Source organism: Halopseudomonas salegens (assembly GCF_900105655.1).
Lineage (GTDB): Bacteria > Pseudomonadota > Gammaproteobacteria > Pseudomonadales > Pseudomonadaceae > Halopseudomonas > Halopseudomonas salegens.
The window spans coordinates 883,351-901,637 of the sequence record NZ_LT629787.1 but is presented as its reverse complement, the minus strand read 5'-3'; the positions used below and the strand labels follow the sequence as shown (position 1 = coordinate 901,637).

At 56.8% G+C, this 18,287-nt stretch carries 17 protein-coding genes and 1 tRNA gene; 8 read left to right on the top strand and 10 right to left on the bottom strand.

Features of this window, described 5'->3' with window-relative positions:
• Positions 1-93: 93 nt before the first annotated feature.
• Together BLU07_RS04090 and BLU07_RS04085 are read left to right on the top strand one after the other, a co-directional pair.
• The gene (locus BLU07_RS04090) at positions 94-567 is read left to right on the top strand and encodes an LEA type 2 family protein (protein ID WP_092384414.1); all 474 of its coding nucleotides are present in this window, start codon (positions 94-96) and stop codon (positions 565-567) included.
• 9 nt (positions 568-576) lie between these two features.
• A complete protein-coding gene (locus tag BLU07_RS04085; RefSeq protein WP_092384411.1) occupies positions 577-1,023 on the top strand; it encodes a DUF2489 domain-containing protein in 447 nt (148 codons plus the stop codon).
• Between the two features lie 124 nt (positions 1,024-1,147).
• Here the strand turns inward: BLU07_RS04085 and BLU07_RS04080 are convergent, their stop codons facing one another.
• The 4 genes from BLU07_RS04080 to BLU07_RS04065 all read right to left on the bottom strand — a co-directional run bounded on the left by BLU07_RS04080 (position 1,148) and on the right by BLU07_RS04065 (position 5,625).
• Positions 1,148-1,930 (bottom strand): SDR family oxidoreductase, encoded by a 783-nt coding sequence (locus tag BLU07_RS04080; protein WP_092384409.1) that lies wholly within the window; start codon positions 1,928-1,930, stop codon positions 1,148-1,150.
• Between the two features lie 149 nt (positions 1,931-2,079).
• Positions 2,080-3,132 (bottom strand): DNA polymerase IV, encoded by a 1,053-nt coding sequence (gene dinB, locus BLU07_RS04075; RefSeq protein ID WP_092389572.1) that lies wholly within the window; start codon positions 3,130-3,132, stop codon positions 2,080-2,082.
• 37 nt (positions 3,133-3,169) lie between these two features.
• Positions 3,170-4,417: a diguanylate cyclase gene (locus tag BLU07_RS04070; protein WP_092384407.1), complete on the bottom strand. Its 1,248-nt coding sequence runs from the start codon at positions 4,415-4,417 to the stop codon at positions 3,170-3,172.
• A gap of 23 nt (positions 4,418-4,440) precedes the next feature.
• Positions 4,441-5,625 (bottom strand): GGDEF domain-containing protein, encoded by a 1,185-nt coding sequence (locus BLU07_RS04065; protein ID WP_092384405.1) that lies wholly within the window; start codon positions 5,623-5,625, stop codon positions 4,441-4,443.
• A gap of 234 nt (positions 5,626-5,859) precedes the next feature.
• Here BLU07_RS04065 and BLU07_RS04060 point away from each other — a divergent pair.
• Together BLU07_RS04060 and mnmC are read left to right on the top strand one after the other, a co-directional pair.
• A tRNA-Met gene (locus tag BLU07_RS04060) sits at positions 5,860-5,936 on the top strand.
• Positions 5,937-6,649: 713 nt separating this feature from the next.
• Positions 6,650-8,674 (top strand): bifunctional tRNA (5-methylaminomethyl-2-thiouridine)(34)-methyltransferase MnmD/FAD-dependent 5-carboxymethylaminomethyl-2-thiouridine(34) oxidoreductase MnmC, encoded by a 2,025-nt coding sequence (gene mnmC / locus BLU07_RS04055; RefSeq protein WP_231701688.1) that lies wholly within the window; start codon positions 6,650-6,652, stop codon positions 8,672-8,674.
• Here mnmC and BLU07_RS04050 read toward each other — a convergent pair.
• Positions 8,641-9,399 carry a sulfite exporter TauE/SafE family protein gene (locus tag BLU07_RS04050; protein ID WP_092384401.1) on the bottom strand — a complete coding sequence of 253 codons (759 nt, stop codon included), beginning with the start codon at positions 9,397-9,399 and terminating at the stop codon, positions 8,641-8,643. The two genes, mnmC and BLU07_RS04050, sit on opposite strands and share 34 nt — an antisense overlap.
• Positions 9,400-9,469: 70 nt before the next feature.
• Between BLU07_RS04050 and BLU07_RS04045 the strand changes: the two genes are divergently transcribed.
• The 4 genes from BLU07_RS04045 to BLU07_RS04030 all read left to right on the top strand — a co-directional run bounded on the left by BLU07_RS04045 (position 9,470) and on the right by BLU07_RS04030 (position 12,649).
• Entirely contained in the window at positions 9,470-9,721 is a 252-nt protein-coding gene (locus BLU07_RS04045) for a YheU family protein (protein ID WP_092384399.1), read from the top strand.
• 188 nt (positions 9,722-9,909) lie between these two features.
• Positions 9,910-10,683, top strand: coding sequence for a flagellar motor protein PomA (gene pomA / locus BLU07_RS04040; RefSeq protein ID WP_092384397.1), 774 nt, complete (start codon positions 9,910-9,912; stop codon positions 10,681-10,683).
• Positions 10,683-11,594, top strand: coding sequence for a flagellar motor protein MotB (locus BLU07_RS04035; protein ID WP_092384395.1), 912 nt, complete (start codon positions 10,683-10,685; stop codon positions 11,592-11,594). The genes pomA and BLU07_RS04035 overlap by 1 nt, the downstream gene beginning before the upstream one ends.
• Positions 11,595-11,686: 92 nt before the next feature.
• Entirely contained in the window at positions 11,687-12,649 is a 963-nt protein-coding gene (locus BLU07_RS04030; protein ID WP_092389570.1) for an NAD(P)H-dependent flavin oxidoreductase, read from the top strand.
• A 3-nt stretch (positions 12,650-12,652) separates the two neighbouring features.
• Here the strand turns inward: BLU07_RS04030 and BLU07_RS04025 are convergent, their stop codons facing one another.
• The 5 genes from BLU07_RS04025 to thiC form a co-directional block, all read right to left on the bottom strand.
• Complete coding sequence (locus BLU07_RS04025; protein WP_407920095.1) at positions 12,653-13,111, bottom strand: DUF1249 domain-containing protein; 459 nt, start codon at positions 13,109-13,111, stop codon at positions 12,653-12,655.
• Positions 13,108-13,722, bottom strand: coding sequence for an NUDIX domain-containing protein (locus tag BLU07_RS04020; RefSeq protein WP_231701687.1), 615 nt, complete (start codon positions 13,720-13,722; stop codon positions 13,108-13,110). Before BLU07_RS04020 ends, BLU07_RS04025 begins: the two co-directional genes overlap by 4 nt.
• A 111-nt stretch (positions 13,723-13,833) precedes the next feature.
• Entirely contained in the window at positions 13,834-15,150 is a 1,317-nt protein-coding gene (locus BLU07_RS04015; protein WP_092384391.1) for an amidohydrolase, read from the bottom strand.
• A gap of 2 nt (positions 15,151-15,152) precedes the next feature.
• A complete protein-coding gene (locus BLU07_RS04010) occupies positions 15,153-16,169 on the bottom strand; it encodes a helix-turn-helix transcriptional regulator (protein ID WP_157719076.1) in 1,017 nt (338 codons plus the stop codon).
• A 175-nt stretch (positions 16,170-16,344) separates the two neighbouring features.
• Positions 16,345-18,228 (bottom strand): phosphomethylpyrimidine synthase ThiC, encoded by a 1,884-nt coding sequence (gene thiC / locus BLU07_RS04005; RefSeq protein ID WP_092384387.1) that lies wholly within the window; start codon positions 18,226-18,228, stop codon positions 16,345-16,347.
• Positions 18,229-18,287 lie beyond the last annotated feature (59 nt).

Here is an 18,287-nt window from a genome sequence, read left to right as displayed (position 1 = left end):
TTCCTTTAAGCCATTAATCGTTAGTATGGACAGAGAAGGGCTGCACGACAACTCCACTGATAATTGCAGCCAGTATCCCAAGGAGCAGAAGCCATGCCACAACGCATCTTGGTCATCAGCCTGACCATGTTCGGCCTTATGCTGTTATCCGGCTGCGCCATTCTGAATCCGGGCTATAGCAAACCAGACATCCATCTGGCCAATGTCGACATGCTGAAGTCCAACCTGTGGGAACAAAGCTTTCGCCTGCAACTGCGTATCGATAATCCGAATGATCGCAGCCTGCCGATTCGAGGCATGCATTATCAGGTGTACCTGAATGATATTCGGCTGGCCACCGGCGTCAGCAACAATCACTTTGACGTGCCCGCCTACGGCTCGGAATATTTTGAATTGAACGTACGCTCCAATTTGTGGCGTCACATAGTGGATATCGGCAAACTGGTCGAGAACCGCCAGCCTGTCACTTACCGCATTGAAGGCCACATCCGCACCGGATTGTTCATGGCCCGGACGATAACCTTGCGAGAAAGCGGCAGCCTGGATCCAGCCGATCTGAATCTCTGAGTTGAAACCATGCCGATTACCTTACTGCTAACCCTGCTTGCCCTGCTCATCATTGCCGGCCTCGGCTGGTACGCCCTGAGATTGTGGCGGCAGGTATGGCAGCGGCAAGCCGCCGTGCGTGACAACGAAGATGAACGTAATCAGCGCCTGGCCGAAGACATCGAGTTCCTGACCAATAGCCTGGTAACCCGGCAGGTACCTGTCATTGAAGGCAGCATTCGCATCAAGGTGCTCCTGGACAACTACTCCGGGGCCCTTAACAGTCAGCATGATTGTGAGATATTCACCCTGATTTACGATGCCACTGCACATATCCCCACCCATCAGGCGTGGAAAGCGTTATCGCCGAGTGAACGCAAACTGCATGAAAAACACATGCAGCAGCTGGAAGAAGAGCATGGCGAGCGGGTTACAGCCGCTGCTGGCCAGCTGAGCCGGGGCCTGAGCAACCCCTGAGGATATCGGGCCTACCGGCCAGCACATCTGGCTGGCCGGGTGCAGGAGCCTCCGAACAACGCCTTGCCTGCTCAGGCTTTCACGCTGAGCACGCAAGGCGTTATTCAGTGGCTCCTTAATGCCATCAGACTACCGAGTTACCGCCGTCAACCGCCAGCGCCTGACCCGTGATATGACGCGAGGCTTCCGAGGCAAAGAACACCGCAGCGCCCTTGATGTCATCCTCGCCGCCAATGCGACCCAAGGGCGTACCCTGCTTGATCACCTCGGTGACTTTCTCCAGTCCCTTGGCCATCTTGGTCGGGAAGTAACCCGGGCAAATGGCATTCACATTGATGTTGTACGGACCCCATTCACCCGCCAGAGCACGGGTCAGGTTGATGGCTGCGGCCTTGCTGGTGTTGTAGGCCACGGTATGAATACCGGTATTCGGCCGATTGCCCTTGAAACCGGCAATCGATGCAATGTTGATGATCTTGCCGGATTTCCGCGGCAACATGAAGCGTTTGCCCACAGCCTGCGCCAGCAGGAAGCAGACATCCACGTTCAGCGTCATCACCTTCTGCCAACCTTCATAACTGTGATCTTCAGCGGGTTGTCCCCAGCTGGTGCCGGCGTTGTTGACCAGAATGTCCACGGTACCGAAGGCCTGCTCTACCGCATCACAGAGTTTGTCTACCGGCTGGGAAGCCAGGTCACCCATATCGCAGGCAATACCGCCCGCCTCGATGCCCTTGCCTTTCAGCTCGGCCACGACCGCAGCCACTTCCTCGGCATTGCGCGCACTGATGAATACCTTGGCACCCTGTTCACCGAAAGCCTCGGCCATTTGCAGGCCAAGCCCCTTGGTACCGCCAGTGATCAGCGCAACTTTGCCGCTGAGGTCAAACAATTCTTGCATCTTCATGATGTGCTCCTTGGTGTTCAAAAAGTGATGCCCGGATGCTAACCAGTTAACTGCTGGCTGCCGACCATCAAAGGTAGCAGTGATATATGGCAAGCCGCCTGCCTTATCGAGAACAGGTGGCCAGCGGCAGGCAGCCAGCTGTCAGACAATCAGAACAACGCCAATTGCTCATGCAATGGGTCGTGGGCTGAATCCAGCCGCACGCCCACGCCGAGCAGGCGAACCGGGCGCAAGCCGCGGGCAAAGGCCTGGGCACAGAGTTCAGCATAGCCTTCAGGGGTTACCGGGGTGCCTTGCAACTCCATGGTGGTCTGAGTGAAGTCATGGAATTTGACTTTGACGAAGGGCTTGCTGATACGGTACTGCCCCTGCAAGGGGGCCAGACGCTTGGCCAGGCGTTCCAGCAGGCTGGGCAACTCGGCCAGGCAGGCCGCCAGATCCGGCAGGTCCTGATCATAGGTATGTTCGACACTGACCGACTGGCGTTGGCGCTCTACCACTACCGGACGCTCGTCCTGGCCATGCGCCAACTGCCACAGCCGCTGGCCAAAAACGCCAAAACGGCGCAACAAATCATCCTGCCGCCAGGTACGCACATCGCCACAGGTATCAATGCCCAGGCGCTTGAGGCGCTCGGCGGTCACCTTGCCGACGCCGTGCAGACGATCGACGGGCAAGGCACGGACAAACTCATCGACCTGATCGGGAAGAATGACGAACAATCCATCCGGCTTGTTCCAGTCACTGGCAATCTTGGCCAGGAACTTGTTGGGCGCGACCCCGGCAGACACGGTAATCCCCTGGGTATCACGCACGCGCTGGCGAATTTCTTGCGCAATCAGCGTGGCGCTGCCGCGGCAATGCTGGCTGTTGGTCACATCCAGATAGGCCTCATCCAGTGACAACGGCTGAATCAGCTCGGTGTAATCGGCAAAGATGGCGAGAATATTCTGTGAAACTGCACGGTATTCCGCCATGCGGCCGGGCACAATCAACAGCTCGGGACACAGCTTTTTCGCGTAGGCCGATGCCATAGCCGACCGCACGCCATAGGCACGTGCCTCATAGTTGCAGGTAGCAACCACGCCACGCTTGCCAGGGTCTCCACCCACTGCCAGCGGACGTCCGCGCAAACGCGGATCGTCCCGCATCTCGATTGCAGCAAAAAAACAATCGCAGTCAATGTGAATGATCTTGCGCACCGGCAGCCTGCCCTCAGGAAACAATGAGCTGATTGTATCAGCCCGGCATTACCTGGTTGCGGCCAGCTTCCTTGCCTTTGTACAAGGCGTCGTCCGCGCGTTTGATCAAACCTTCGAGACTGGTTTCATCCGGCTGACGAGTAACCACGCCAATGGTGGCAGTTACCTGAATATCCCGGGTGCCAATATCAATCGGCGTATTGGCGAGGGTCTCGATAAACCGCTGCGCGACAATGATTGCCTGTTCCTGCGTGGTATCGGGTAGCAGCACGACAAACTCCTCGCCACCGAGGCGACCGAGGATATCAATGTCGCGAAAGTTATCCCGACACAGTTGTGCTACACGGCGCAGTACTTCATCTCCGGCGGAATGTCCCCAGGTATCATTGACCTGTTTGAAGTGATCCAGATCGATAATACCCAGTGACATGGGTTGCCGAAGGCGCATGCTGCGAGATAACTCGCGGGCAAACAGTTGCTGATACTGATGGCGATTGTTCAGGCCGGTCAGGGCATCGGTGGTGGCCTGGTGCTGCAGCTGTTCCTGCAGGCGCTTGCGCATCTCTATTTCGCGGGTCAATTCCGCATTGAGCTGTGTGGATTGCTGGAAGAGTGCAAACTGCCTGCGTTGCAGCACATTGGCCCGCAAGGCACCAGCCCAACCGATGCCGATTGGCAAGCTGAAGATTACCAACAAGCCAACAAATTCACTCTCATCAAGGCTGCCCAGGTACAACAATACCAAGGCCGTTAGAACAGCCATATAGAAAGCAACAGGTACAGCCGCTTTCAAGCGGTTAGGCACCAACGCAATAACACCCAGAATCATCAGCAAGGTAACGGTTATGGTCCAGGACAGAATATCCGGACGATAGAAGTAGACCAACATGAACAGGCTGATGGCGACAACTTCCACCAACGAAATCCAGCGCCCTTGCACAGCCAGTTGTGCCTTGAAACCCACTGCAACAAACAGGGCGAGGATTAAGACCGAGGTTGCCAGTCGCATGGCCAGCAAGATAAAGAAATCGGTACCCGGGCCCAGCGTCAAATAATCAGGGATGGCAAAAATAAGCAACAGAAACATCCACACCAGCAACGCCAACTGCAACTGCCCGGCAACCAGTGGGGCATGCTGACGCAAAAACGCCTGCTCATGCTCTTTATTGCGGAATTCGCCCCACCAGGGCTTGATTGACCACTCGTAACCCTTGGCTACATGGGTGCTAATGGGTTGTCCCCATTTAAGGCAGCGAAAGCCCTTCAGCAAGTGGCGTGATGGCATGTCATCTCCTCGGCAGGGGCAGCTCAGGCGGCTACCACCACCCGATTGCGACCTTCCCGCTTACCCTGGTACAACCCCTTGTCGGCCCGGCGAATGATGTCTTCAATAGTGTCGTCATCAACCCTGACCGGAGTAATGGCAAAGGTTGCCGTCAGAGGAATGCTCAGGCTCTCGGCACCCAGTGGAGTACCGGCCAACTGTTCACGCAAGCGCTCAACCACCACCTTGGCCTGATCCATCTGGGTATCCGGCAACAACAGAATAAATTCCTCGCCGCCAAAACGCCCTACCACATCGGAGTGGCGCAGGGACTCGAGGAAAATACTCGCCACATGCTTGAGCGCCTGATCGCCCAGATCGTGGCCATGGGTATCATTGATCTGTTTGAAATGGTCCAGATCAGCAATGCCCAGCACCATGCTGCCACCCTGACGGGCACAACGTTCACGTTCACGGCGAAACAACATTTCGTATTGACGGCGGTTGCTGAGCCCGGTCAGCGGATCCGTAGTGGCCTGGCGTTGCAGCTCGGCCTCAAGCGACTTGCGTCGCTCAATTTCGTCACACAGTTCCTGATTCGAACGGTTGACCTCTTGCAGCAGGGAAAATTCCTGACGCTGAACCAACTGCAAGCGCCGGGATGCCACATAACCGGTGACGATAGGCAAGCACATGACCACAGACAAGGGCAGCAGGGTAGCAAGCTCACTGCCGCGAATCCCCAGAGACACCAGCGTGCCTACCAGACCAAACAGGGCAACCAGGTTGTTGTACATGAGGCGGTTGGGGACGAAAACATATATGGAAATCAGAATGATGCAGATCACACCGACATTCCAGGCGGCAATGTCCGGACGAATAAAGAAAATCACGAACATCAAAGGGAAGCCCAGAATTTCGGCCAGGGTCAGGGGCAGACTCCAGCTGGCCAGATTCGGACGCCGGTAAACCCAGACAATCAGACAAGCGATCGCGACCGCTTGCAGGACGCGCATGGTCATCAGGGTATAGAAACCGTCAGTCAGGCCGAGATCACCATAATCCAGCGAGCCAAACAACAACACCATGCCGGCCCAGATGGCCAATGCAATTTTCAGATGCCTCGCGGTACCCTGCTCCACATGCTTGAGAAAGGCTTTTTCCGTCTGCGCATCACGGAACTCGGCACGAAAGGGTGCCAGAGCGTAGGGATCATGGTTGGCTGTCACTCAGTCCACCTATGTCTTGTTTTTATGCGAGCAGCTGACATGAGACAGACTATCAAAAACGTCTCACCCAGTCATCATGTATCAGCTTTTGATAGTAACATAAACAACCGATGGCACTATGTCATCAAAGATTTATTTTGTGCACTGCCCTCACACTCCATTCAAGACCAAAAATGCTTTTTCATCAAATGCTTGACAGCCCATCGCAAATGCGTAGAATGCGCCACACACAGACGCGGGGTGGAGCAGTCTGGTAGCTCGTCGGGCTCATAACCCGAAGGTCGTAGGTTCAAATCCTGCCCCCGCAACCAGTTCAGAAACCTGTTGATGCACTGCATCAGCAGGTTTTTTTTCGGCCAGAATTCCAGCTATAGCTCACGCCCCCCCCCCCCCGCATTATTGAAGACACCCTGAAATCATCGCGACCTCTCCTCGTCGGCCCGGTTACCCTGCCTCATTGCTCACTTCCCACTGCAAAGACTCAGTGCTTACCGGCACCCTCTCTAAAAAAACGAGGCATGCACGACCTAGCCATGCAACGCGACTGCCATAGTCCGCCCGCCCCACCCTCGCAGGCATGACGTATGCGTGGCTTTTCACCCTTTTTTTTCCACCGACCGACCACTATAGCCAAGCGCGACATACAGCCCGACGAGTGGAGCAAATAGTTCTAACCGCGCGAGCCGCAGGCAGCTATCATTACGGAACAAGTCCGGATTATTCTGGTCTGACTTGAAAGATCCGTCTGCTGCCCCCAAAAATCAGCCTGCAGGGAAGCCATGACTAAGGCAGAACCCGCCTGACACATCAAGCGTTGCGATGTATTTCATGAGAATACGCAAACAACGCCAGTGATATAACAACAAAAAGGTCGCCACCATGAAACAACTACAATTGATCCGTGGAAAACTGCCCACTATTGCCGTTATTATCTTTGCTACCAGCCTGTTTCTGATTATTCCGAACATTACCTGATCACTGCCCTGCAGGTAGAATAGGGCTTTTACCCGACAGGGTTGTGCCCGTGACAGTGCCCGCCAATTCCGCCAATATCGACTGGACCCGTGATGGTCATCCATTCTCACGTCAGTTTGATGATGTGTATTTTTCCCGCGAGTCAGGTGTGGAGGAAACCCGCCATGTATTTCTGCAATGCAATCGATTGAGCGAACGCTGGGCCGGGTTATCTTCAGGCGCACATTTCACGATTGGCGAAACCGGCTTTGGGACCGGCCTCAACTTTCTCTGCGCCTGGCAGCTTTGGCAGCAGACGGCCCCGAGCAACGCCCACCTGCACTTTATCAGCTGTGAAAAATACCCACTGACCTCGGCCGACCTGTCGCGCGCCCTGCAACTCTGGCCCGAACTGGCCGAATTCAGTCGACAGCTGCTTGCGCAATACCAGGTCGTCAGCCCGGGCTGGCAACACTTCAGCTTTTCCTCGGGCCGTGTAACCCTGACGTTATTGATCGGCGATGTACTTGCCACCTTGCCGCAACTGGATGCCGGCAAGGGTATTGATGCCTGGTTTCTGGATGGCTTTGCGCCGGCCAGGAATCCGGACATGTGGCAACCTGCGCTCTACCAACAACTCGTGCGCCTGGCGTCACCCGGCTGCACCCTGGCCACCTTTACCAGTGTTGGTGACGTACGCCGCGGTTTGCAGGCTGCCGGTTTTGCCATGCACAAAACCCGTGGTTTTGGTCACAAGCGGGATATGCTCTGCGGTGAACTACGCGCGTCACCGACACCTGAATGGCAGCCGCCCTGGTATGGCCGCCCCACCTCAACCAATGGTCCGACAGATAAAACCGCCATTGTCATTGGTGCTGGCCTGGCTGGCTGCGCCACTGCCCATGCCCTGGCTTTGCGTGGCTGGCAGGTCAGCCTGATTGATCGTCACAATGACCTGGCCGCTGAAGCTTCGGGCAACCCGCAAGGCATTCTTTATTGCAAACTCTCGGCCCACGACACGGCCCTGTCCCGCTTTATTCTCAGTGCCTACAGTTATAGCCTGCGGCTACTGCAGTCTCGGTTACCTGTTGGGGAAACCAACTGGCAACCCTGCGGCGTGCTGCAACTTCCAGGCACGGCAAAAGAGCAACAACGCCAGGCTGCATTGGCCGCCAGCAGCCTGCCCGACGATTTACTGCAAGCCGTGAATAGTGAGACTGCCAGTCAACTCGCCGGCATCCCGCTTGATCGTGGCGGGCTATGGTTTCCAGCTGCCGGATGGGTCAATCCACCGGCACTCTGCCGGCGCCTAGTCGAACACCCGAACATATCTGTGCTATTGCACACCGAGGCGCTCACTCTGCAATCAGGGACTGATGGCTGGCAGGTACTGAATAACCATGACAGTTGTGTAGCCAGCGCTGCGCATGTTGTTCTCTGCACCGCGGCGGATACCCGCCAATTCATCCAGACCCGACATTTGCCACTCAAGGCCATTCGCGGCCAGATCAGCCACTTGCCCGCTACTGAAGAAAGCCAGGCATTACGCACAGTGCTGTGTGCCGATGGGTATATTTCACCGGCACGCCTTGGTGAGCATCACCTGGGGGCCAGTTTTCGCTTTGATCGCATGGACACCGAGCCCAGCGCAGAAGAGACCCTGAGCAATCTGGACCTGCTCGACAGTCTGGCCCCGGCCTTGAGCAACTTCTGGCCGCAGGCACGCACACACAGTGCCAACCTCAAGGCGCGTGCATCACTGCGTTGCACCTCGCCGGATTACCTGCCCTTGGTTGGGCCGGTAGCCGACGCCGGGCAGCTGCTCTACCGCTATGCCGAGCTGGGCAAAGATGCGTCAAAACAGCCGACCGCACCAGCACCCTGGTTGAACGGCCTCTGGGTCAATTGTGCCCATGGTTCGCGGGGCCTGATCAGTACGCCGTTGAGCGGTGAAATCATTGCGGCCTACCTCAGCGGCGAGCCGGCCCCGCTACCCGATGACCTGCTCAGAGCGCTGCATCCGAATCGTTTTGTGCTGCGCAACCTGATCCGCGGCAAGCATCAGCCACCCGACAAACCGATCCAGCCGTCGTAAAGCAACTTCCAGCCAGTGACAAAAAGGAATATATAGCAGAGCTGATAAATCAGCTTTTCGTTGCTCCGCTGCAGCAACCAGAACCCCATGCGCACGCCGATGGGAGCCAGGGGTAGCAATACAAGGGAAGTCCACAGATTAGCCGGTGAGAAAAGCCCCAGAAAAATATAGGCCGGCACCTTGGCCAGATTGACTACGGTAAAAAACACCGCGATGGTGCCCATGAGAATTGTCTTGTCCAGCCGCTGGGGCAGCAGGTAAATGTTGATCGGCGGCCCGCCGGCATGTATGCCGAAACTGGTGAAACCGGCAACCGCGCCCCAGAAGCCTCCGCGCAGGATATCCGGACCGCGCTGGGCCTGCACCTGGCGTCGCAACCAGATGTTGAGGGTGAAGGTAATGGCTATGACCCCGATCAGCAACTGGATGTGCGCCTCATTCAACAATTGGAAGGTAAGCCCTCCAATGATCACCCCGACCAGTGCCGAGGGAAGAATGATACGCAGGTTTTCCCGGTGCCAGCGTCCACGAAAGGTGCGCAGCGCGACCAGGTCCATGACACAGAGAATCGGCAGCAAGATAGCCGCTGCAACAATCGGGGATGCAACCAGGGCCATCAGGGGCACTGACAGAATGGCAATGTTGCCACCGAAGCCACCCTTGGCGATGCCATACAACAACACAGCAGGAATCGCGCAGAGATAAAACAGTGGATCGGTTATCATGCCCGGACTCAAGTTGCGATAAAACGCGCAGTGTAACACCCCACCCATTGTCATCCGAGACGTAGACAATATGCTGATTCCCTATCAGATGCTCGAAGCAGACACCCTGCAACGCCTGCTGGAAGACTTTGCCAGCCGTGATGGAACCGACAACGGCCATGCCGATCAGCTGAGCAGCCGAGTAGTCCAGCTACGCCGACAGCTGGAGCGCAAACAGGTGGTTATCGTGTTTCATCCGGATACGGCCGAGACCAGCCTGGCCGCCCGCCATGAGGTACCTTCGGAATGGTTGCAAGCACTGAAGTACAGCAACGAAACCTGAAAGTCATTGAAAAACAAAGATTTGCAGAGTAGCAAGCGGATTATTACAGCTACCGGCAGCCAGCAGCATTTAATAGCCACAAAAAAATCCGTACACTAGGTGTATAGAAGTTTTATCTGCCCGCCTATGCCCAGGAAGTTACCAGCTCTGAAAAGCGGCAGCAGCGATATCATCACGAAGGAGATGTCGTGGACTTAGCGACACTGATCGGACTTATTGGCGCACTTGCCATCATTGCGTTGGCAATTATTCTGGGTGCATCCAGCGAAGTATTTCTCAGCGTACCATCACTGTTGATCGTTGGTGGTGGGAGCCTGTTTGTCGTACTGGCCAAGTTCAGCATCAATCAGTTTATTGGTGCCATAAAAGTCGCTGGCCGTGCTTTTTCCTTTCGCCTGCCCGACACCGAAGACAGCATCAACGAGTTGGTCGAACTCGCAGGTATTGCCCGCAAGCAGGGGCTGCTGGCTCTCGAAGATCAGGAAATCAACTCCAAGTTTCTGCAAAACGGTATGCAGCTATTGATCGACGGCCATCCTCAAGAGACCGTCAAGGCCATTCTGGAAAAGGAACGCCTGCTGACACTGGATCGCAACCGTTGGGGAGCCAAGATTTTTTCTGCCATGGGCGATGTGGCGCCAGCCATGGGCATGATCGGCACCCTGATCGGCCTGGTGCAAATGCTGTCGAACATGGACGACCCCAAATCCATTGGCCCGGCCATGGCTGTCGCCCTACTGACGACGCTCTATGGCGCGATGTTGGCAACCATGATTTTCATTCCCATTGCCGACAAGCTTACCCTGCGCATGACCGAAGAATCGCGTATGCAAGCACTATGGATTGATGCTCTACTAGCCATTCAGGAAGGTACCAACCCCCGCGTCATCGAGCAGTTGCTGAGCAGCTATCTGCCGCCTTCCAAGCGCGACAAGGAAGCAGATCCAGCGGAGCCGGTATAATGGATCTTGAGCAGGAAGACGAACCTAAAGGCCCCGCAGCCTGGGTCATGACTTTCGCCGATCTAATGTCGCTGTTGATGTGTTTTTTCGTCTTGCTGCTGTCATTTTCCGAAATCGACGCGATGAAATTCAAGCAGATTGCTGGCTCGTTGCAAGCCGCTTTCGGCGTGCAACGCGACGTACCCGCCACCGACATCCCCATGGGTACCAGCCCGATTTTCGACGATTTTTCCCCGGGCATTCCGGAGCCAACACCGATAGAAGAAGTACGCCAGACAACCAGTGAACAACTGCCGCAACATGACACCCTGCGCGAGCAGCTGGAAGCTGCAATCGAACAGAAAATTGACCTGACTGCTCTGGCTCAGGTAAAAACAACCGCAGATAGCTTGTCCGAACTCCTAGAAGAAGAAGTAATGGACGGCAAAGTCAACATACTCAGTGATCGCAAGCGGGTGATCATCCGGGTCGAGGAGCGTGGCTCTTTTCCCTCTGGCTCTGCAGACATGACCTATGAATTCGAAAGCATGTTGCTGGATATATCCGAAGTACTATCGCGCATGCCCGGCGAAATCACCGTCGAGGGACACACTGACGACATCCCGATCAGCACCGCCCGCTTCCGCTCCAACTGGGACCTCTCTGCCGCCCGCGCCTCTTCGGTAGCCAACGCCCTGCTGCAAAGCGGCGCCGTTGAACCTCACCGCTTGCGCGTCCAGGGCTATGCCGACACCCGTCCACGCGCCAGCAATGATTTCCCCGATACCCGCGCCCTGAACCGCCGGGTGGAAATCATCATCGATGCTTCCAGCCCACTGGAAGAATACGAAGCCCGCTTGCGTGCCCTGATTGACAATGACCTTGATCAACTGGTCAAAGAACTGGAACTGCAGGACGGCCCTCAGCAATAAAGCCTGATACCGCATGAACGACCGGGCTTATGAAGCTGGCACCGGCCCAACAGCAAGCAGTAGACTGCATTTTTAACCAACGAGAACCCGCCATGTCATTTGCCGAAGAACTCAAGGCCCAACTGGATATTCCGGTCATCGCCTCACCACTGTTTATCATTTCCAATCCCGCCTTGGTGGCCGCTCAATGCAAAAGCGGTATTGTCGGTTCTTTTCCGGCGCTTAATGCGCGCCCCGCGGAGGTACTGGATGAGTGGCTGCAACAATTGACCAACGAGCTCTCCGAATACCGTGCCGCCAATCCGGACAAGAAAGTTGCCCCCTTTGCGGTCAACCAGATTGTGCATCAGTCAAATGACCGCCTGCAGCATGACCTGGACTTGTGTGCCAAATATGAAGTACCCCTGATGATCACCAGCCTTCGCGCTCCGCATGAGGCCGTCGAGGTGGCGCACAGTTATGGCGGCAAGGTTTTTCATGACGTCATCAGCGTCCGCCACGCAGAGAAAGCAATTGAAGCTGGCGTAGACGGTCTGATACTGGTCTGCTCTGGTGCAGGTGGGCATGCCGGAACCTTGAGCAACTTTGCCCTGGTCTCGGAAGTGCGCAAATTCTATGACGGCCCTATTGCCCTCTCCGGCTCGATCAGCCAAGGCAAGCAAATCCTTGCCGCTGAAGCCATGGGGGCAGACTTTGCCTATATCGGCACCCGCTTTATCGCCACCCATGAAGCCAACGCCGACGAAGCTTACAAACAGATGCTGGTCGATAGCAGCGCCAGCGACATTGTCTATTCCAACCTGTTTACCGGGGTGCATGGCAACTACCTGCGCGGCAGCATCGAAAAATCCGGTCTGGATCCGAACAACCTGCCCGAAGGCGACAAAAGCAGTATGAAGTTCGGTTCTGGTGGCAGTAACAAGTCCAAAGCCTGGCGCGACATCTGGGGTGCCGGTCAGGGCGTGGGCAATATCGATCGGGTGCAGTCGACGGCAGAGGTTGTGGCCGAGCTGAAGCAGGACTATCTCGCGGCTCGCAAGCGGTTACTGGGCTAAGGCCTAAAGCGCATCCAGAGTGATAACCTGGCCACTTTGCCCCAGCCGCTGGCAGTGGCCAAGCCATTCACCCAGAAATACGTTCAACTGGTGCTTCTCATCCGGCTGCAACATCTGTTCATTCGGATAGGGATATACACCGGAAAAACGCCGCTGATCATAGGCTGCCACCACTTCAGCCATATTGGCGTCATGATAGAGTCGCACTTCCATTTGCAACGCATGCAGCCACGGATTTCGCCGCGGATAGTGCAGCCGCACGGTGCTGGTGTACCGGCAACGCTCAATAATCTGGATCAGCAGGGTTTGCCCCGGTTGATCAGCATGCTGCAGGACTATCTGCCATTGATCGCGTTCCTGCCAATTCGGCATCAATCGCTGCAAGCGCAAATAGTTCATCTCGCAAATGGCCTGCAGGCCCGCCAGATCGACGCTGTATCGGCGCCTGCGCAACGCCATCATGGCCGTGGCCCCGCATCAGCACGAATACGCTCGCCATGCAAAGCCAGCCATTGCAGACTGATAATGCTGGCAGCGTTGTCAATCCGCCCCTTCTCCATGGCTGCCAGGGCATCGGTACGTGTCCAGACACTGACGCGAATATCCTCTCCCTCACTTTCCAGGCCATGAATTCCCCCCACCCCACGGCTATCGACCAGCGCAAGGTACAGATGAACCTGTTCATTGCTGCCGCCGGGGGAAGGAAAGTAACGGGTGATCGGCTCCAGCCGATGCAGTTGCAGACCGGCTTCTTCATCCGCTTCGCGATGGGCAACTTCTTCCGGCGCTTCATCCTTGTCGATCAGCCCCGCCACCAGTTCGATCATCCAGGGGTGATTGCTCTTGTCCAGTCCGCCAATACGCATCTGTTCCAGCAGCACCAGGCTGTCTTCCCAGGGATCGTAAGGCAGCACACAGACGGCATCATGGCGCACAAACAATTCACGGCGCAGCTCTGGCCCCCAGCCTCCGGCAAACAGGCGATGGCGCAAGCGCAGAACGTCCAGGCGATAAAAACCCTGGAACACAGTATCGCGCTGAATGATGTCGACATCGTCGGTGGTAAAGGTCACGGCTACTCCCAAGCGAAGGCTTCAAGCTATTGGTTACAAGCTACAAGCAACCGGTCGCCAGCTGCAAGTGCCAAATCTACCAGGGTTGTAACCTGAAGTCGGTAGCCAGGCTCAGCGATTGGTCAGCATGAACTCGGTTGCCAAAGCGGACAAGGCCCGAATCCCGGTCAGCAGTGCGTCATCATCCACCATAAATTCCGGCGAGTGATTGGGCGCTGCGCGCCCCATCTGCTCGGGTGGTGTTACTCCCAGAAAAAAGAACACGCCAGGGACTTGCTGGGCAAAATAGGAAAAGTCTTCGGAACCGGTTACCAGCGGCGATGGAAATACCCGGTCATTCGCTGCGCGCTTGAGGGTCGGCAGCATCTGCTCGGTCAACACCGGTGAGTTGACCGTAGTGGCATAGTTGTCAATGATGGTTACCTCCGCTTCGGCGCCCGAAGCCAGCGCGATCTGCTCGGCAGTACGGGTAATATTGGCATTGACCTGCTGTTGTACATCATCCCCAAAAGTACGCACGGTGCCGGTCATTTCCACGCTGTCGGGAATAATATTGTGCCTGGTACCCCCATCGATGGTGCCGATAGTGACCACGGCAGGGGCTGGCATCAGGTTGGTTTGCCGGCTGACAACGGTTTGCAGGCCGTTGATGATTTGCGCGCTGGCGACAATCGGGTCCACGCCATTCCAGGGCTGAGCACCATGGGTCTGCTGCCCGCGCACACGAATATGCAAGTCACCTCCCGCAGCCATGATCGGACCACCACGATAGCCAATCACACCGGTCGGGGCCGCAGAGGTGACATGCAAACCGAAAATGGCGTCGACCTGAGGATGTGTGAGGACACCCTGCTCCACCATCAGGCGGGCACCGAAATGGCGCTCACCGTCGTAGACATAGTCACTGGGACCTTCTTCCGCCGGTTGGAAAATGAATTTGACGCTACCGGGAATCTGCTCACGGTGCTCGGCGAGGTTCTCTGCCACCGCCATCAGAATGGCGACATGGGCATCGTGACCGCAGGCATGCATGACCGGCATCATCCGGTCGTGGTATTCCTGCTCCACCTCGGAGGCGAAGGGGAGCCCGGTCTGCTCGCGCACGGGCAAGGCGTCCATATCCGCGCGCAGGGCCACCACGGGCCCCGGCTTGCCACCCTCCAGCAGCCCGACGACACCCGTGGTACCGACACCGGTCTCGACCTGCATACCCAGCTCTCGCAGATGCTCTGCCACCCGTTCTGCGGTGCGAAACTCCTGATTCCCCAGCTCCGGGTGCTGGTGAATATCATGCCGCCAGGCAATCGCCTTTTGTTCCAGACTGGCGGCAGAGGTCAATACATCATCGGTCAGGGTATTGCCCATCGCAGGCACAGAGAGGCCGGCAACTGCGCACGCGAAGACGCAGCCAGTGATTATTTTGTTCATGGTTAACTCGCTATTGGTTCTATCCGTTCAGGGTAAAGCAGTGACTGATACTCGCCTGGCGAGCAGGCATACCAGTGTCGAAAAACGCGGTAAAACTGCGCCGATTGCCGGTAGCCCAGCCGCTCGGCAACGTCATCCACGGAGCAAGATTGAGCCAGGTAAGTGTGGGCCAGGGACTTGCGCGTGTCTTCAACGAGATCCCGAAAAGTAACGCCGGTAGCCTTGATATGGCGCTGCAAGGTACGCCGACTGACAGCCAGCAAACTGGCGCATTGGTCAATATCCCCCTGGCCTTGACGGTAGAGCAGTGGCAACAACAGCGTCACGGCGCAGCTCCATTCGGCTGCAACGGCATCCCGCAACAAATAACGCTCGCGCCTGGCCAGCCGTTCTACCGGGCAAGGCTGCCAGGCAAGAGGTGCAGTCAACCTGGCAGCAGGCAAATGAATCAGACTACTGCAGGCCCCTGCGTGAACGCTGCTGGCTGGTTCAGCGGCTGTCAGGCCCGCAGCGGGCATATCGGGGAGTACGGCTGAGTCAAGAATACCCAGCGCAACCAGGGTACGCATCAGCCCATGGAAAAAGGCAGCGTGCTGGCTTGCAGCACTGGCAAGCTGACTATCGGTGGTCAGGTGCAGGGTGAACCACTGGGGCCCTCTCGACAGGGTCAGGGACATCCCTTCTGAATTGATCCGACAGTAACGACAGAGCAATACCAAAGCGTCCGCGCGGGTGAGCCCGCCTGCGAGATAGGTCTTGCTGAGTAATTCAGGAGAGTAATCGAGGGTATCGAAGGCCTGGGTCAAGAGTGCAGGGGCACCGGTGGCCAAGGTCAGCTCGCTGATCAAGGAATCCAGTATCTCCAGTGGAACCCGTCTCTGCTGCAAAAGACGCGCATCCGCTGACAACCGCCTCAGGCGCTCGCCAACCTGCCGGTCAGGCAGCACATTGCGCAAGGCTTTCAGCGTGGTGCTGAAATGCTCGCTGGCCACGGACAGTTCGGTCTGGCGTCGATTCATGCCTGATCTCATGGTGCATGCAGACTGCGCTGCAATCAGCTCCTGCCACTCAGGAGCCCCACACTGATTCTAGGCTGCTGAGTGTTGACCACAAGTGCAAAAGGTGACAATCCGTATTGGCTCAGGCACGCATAGGCGTGCCTGATTCAACGCATATCGCCAGCAAGCCGGACGATCAGACCTTCTGGTACAACTGTGACCCGGTCTTGCGGAACTCCTCGGACTTGGCCTTCATACCCTCTTCCACCGCCAGATCGACCGCTTCAATACGCTGTTCGGCAGCGTATTCGCGCACTTCCTGGGTGATTTTCATCGAGCAGAACTTGGGGCCGCACATGGAGCAGAAGTGTGCCACCTTGGCCGAGTCCTTGGGCAGGGTTTCATCGTGGAAAGAGCGTGCAGTATCCGGATCCAGGCCCAGATTGAACTGGTCTTCCCAGCGGAACTCGAAACGCGCCTTGCTCAGCGCGTTGTCACGAATCTGCGCGCCCGGGTGCCCCTTGGCCAGATCGGCGGCGTGGGCGGCGATCTTGTAGGTAATGATACCGGTCTTGACGTCATCGCGATTGGGCAGACCCAGGTGCTCCTTGGGCGTGACGTAGCAGAGCATGGCACAGCCGAACCAGCCGATCATCGCCGCGCCAATGCCGGAGGTGATGTGGTCGTAGCCCGGAGCAATGTCAGTGGTCAGCGGCCCCAGGGTATAGAACGGCGCTTCGTCACAGCATTCCAACTGCTTGTCCATGTTTTCCTTGATCAGATGCATGGGCACATGGCCGGGACCTTCGATCATGCACTGGACATCATGCTTCCAGGCCAGCTTGGTCAATTCACCCAGGGTTTCCAGCTCGCCGAACTGGGCTTCGTCGTTGGCATCGGCAATAGAACCCGGGCGCAGGCCGTCACCCAGCGAGAAGGAGACATCATACGCCTTCATGATCTCGCAGATGTCTTCAAAGTGGGTGTACAGGAAACTTTCCTTGTGGTGCGCCAGGCACCATTTGGCCATGATCGAGCCACCGCGTGAAACGATGCCGGTCACCCGCTTGGCGGTCATCGGCACATAGCGCAGCAGCACGCCGGCATGGATGGTGAAGTAATCCACGCCCTGCTCGGCCTGTTCGATCAGGGTATCGCGGAAGATTTCCCAGGTCAGGTCTTCGGCCACGCCGTCGACCTTTTCCAGCGCCTGATAAATAGGCACGGTACCGATCGGCACCGGCGAGTTGCGGATAATCCACTCGCGGGTTTCATGGATGTTCTTGCCGGTGGACAGGTCCATCACGGTGTCCGAGCCCCAGCGAATCCCCCAGGTCATTTTCTCGACTTCTTCTTCAATCGAGGAACCCAGCGCCGAGTTGCCGATATTGCCGTTGATCTTGACCAGGAAATTACGCCCGATGATCATCGGCTCGATTTCCGGATGGTTGATATTGGCCGGAATAATCGCGCGGCCACGGGCCACTTCGTCGCGCACAAACTCGGGGGTGATTTCTTTCGGGATGCTGGCACCAAAGCTCTGACCCGGGTGTTGCTGCTTGAGCAGACCGGCTTCACGCGCCTCCTGCAGCTTCATGTTCTCGCGGATGGCGATATATTCCATTTCCGGGGTAATGATGCCCTTGCGCGCGTAATGCATCTGGCTGACGTTATGCCCCTGTTTGGCCCGGCGCGGGGTGCGCACGTGAGCGAAACGCATATGATCCAGTGATGGATCGGACAGACGGGCATTGCCGAATTCCGAACTCAGGCTGGGCAGAATCTCGGTATCCCCGCGCTCCTCGATCCAGGCCGTGCGCACCGGTTTCAGACCGGCACGCAGATCGATAGTCGCCTCGGGGTCGGTATAGGGGCCGGAGGTGTCATACACAGTAACCGGCGGGTTGCGCTCGCCACCCAGATCGGTCGGGGTATCCGCCAGGCTGATCTCGCGCATGGGCACGCGAATGTCAGGACGTGATCCGGTGACGTAGATCTTGCGCGAATTGGGCAAAGGCTGGGTCGCGGCGCTGTCAGCGCCCGAATTGGCAATCGCGGTATCAGACAACTTGCTGTTCATTGTTATGCTCCACTGCATGGAAAATCGCAGGGAACCGAAAGGGCGAGCTAGGTCGGGTG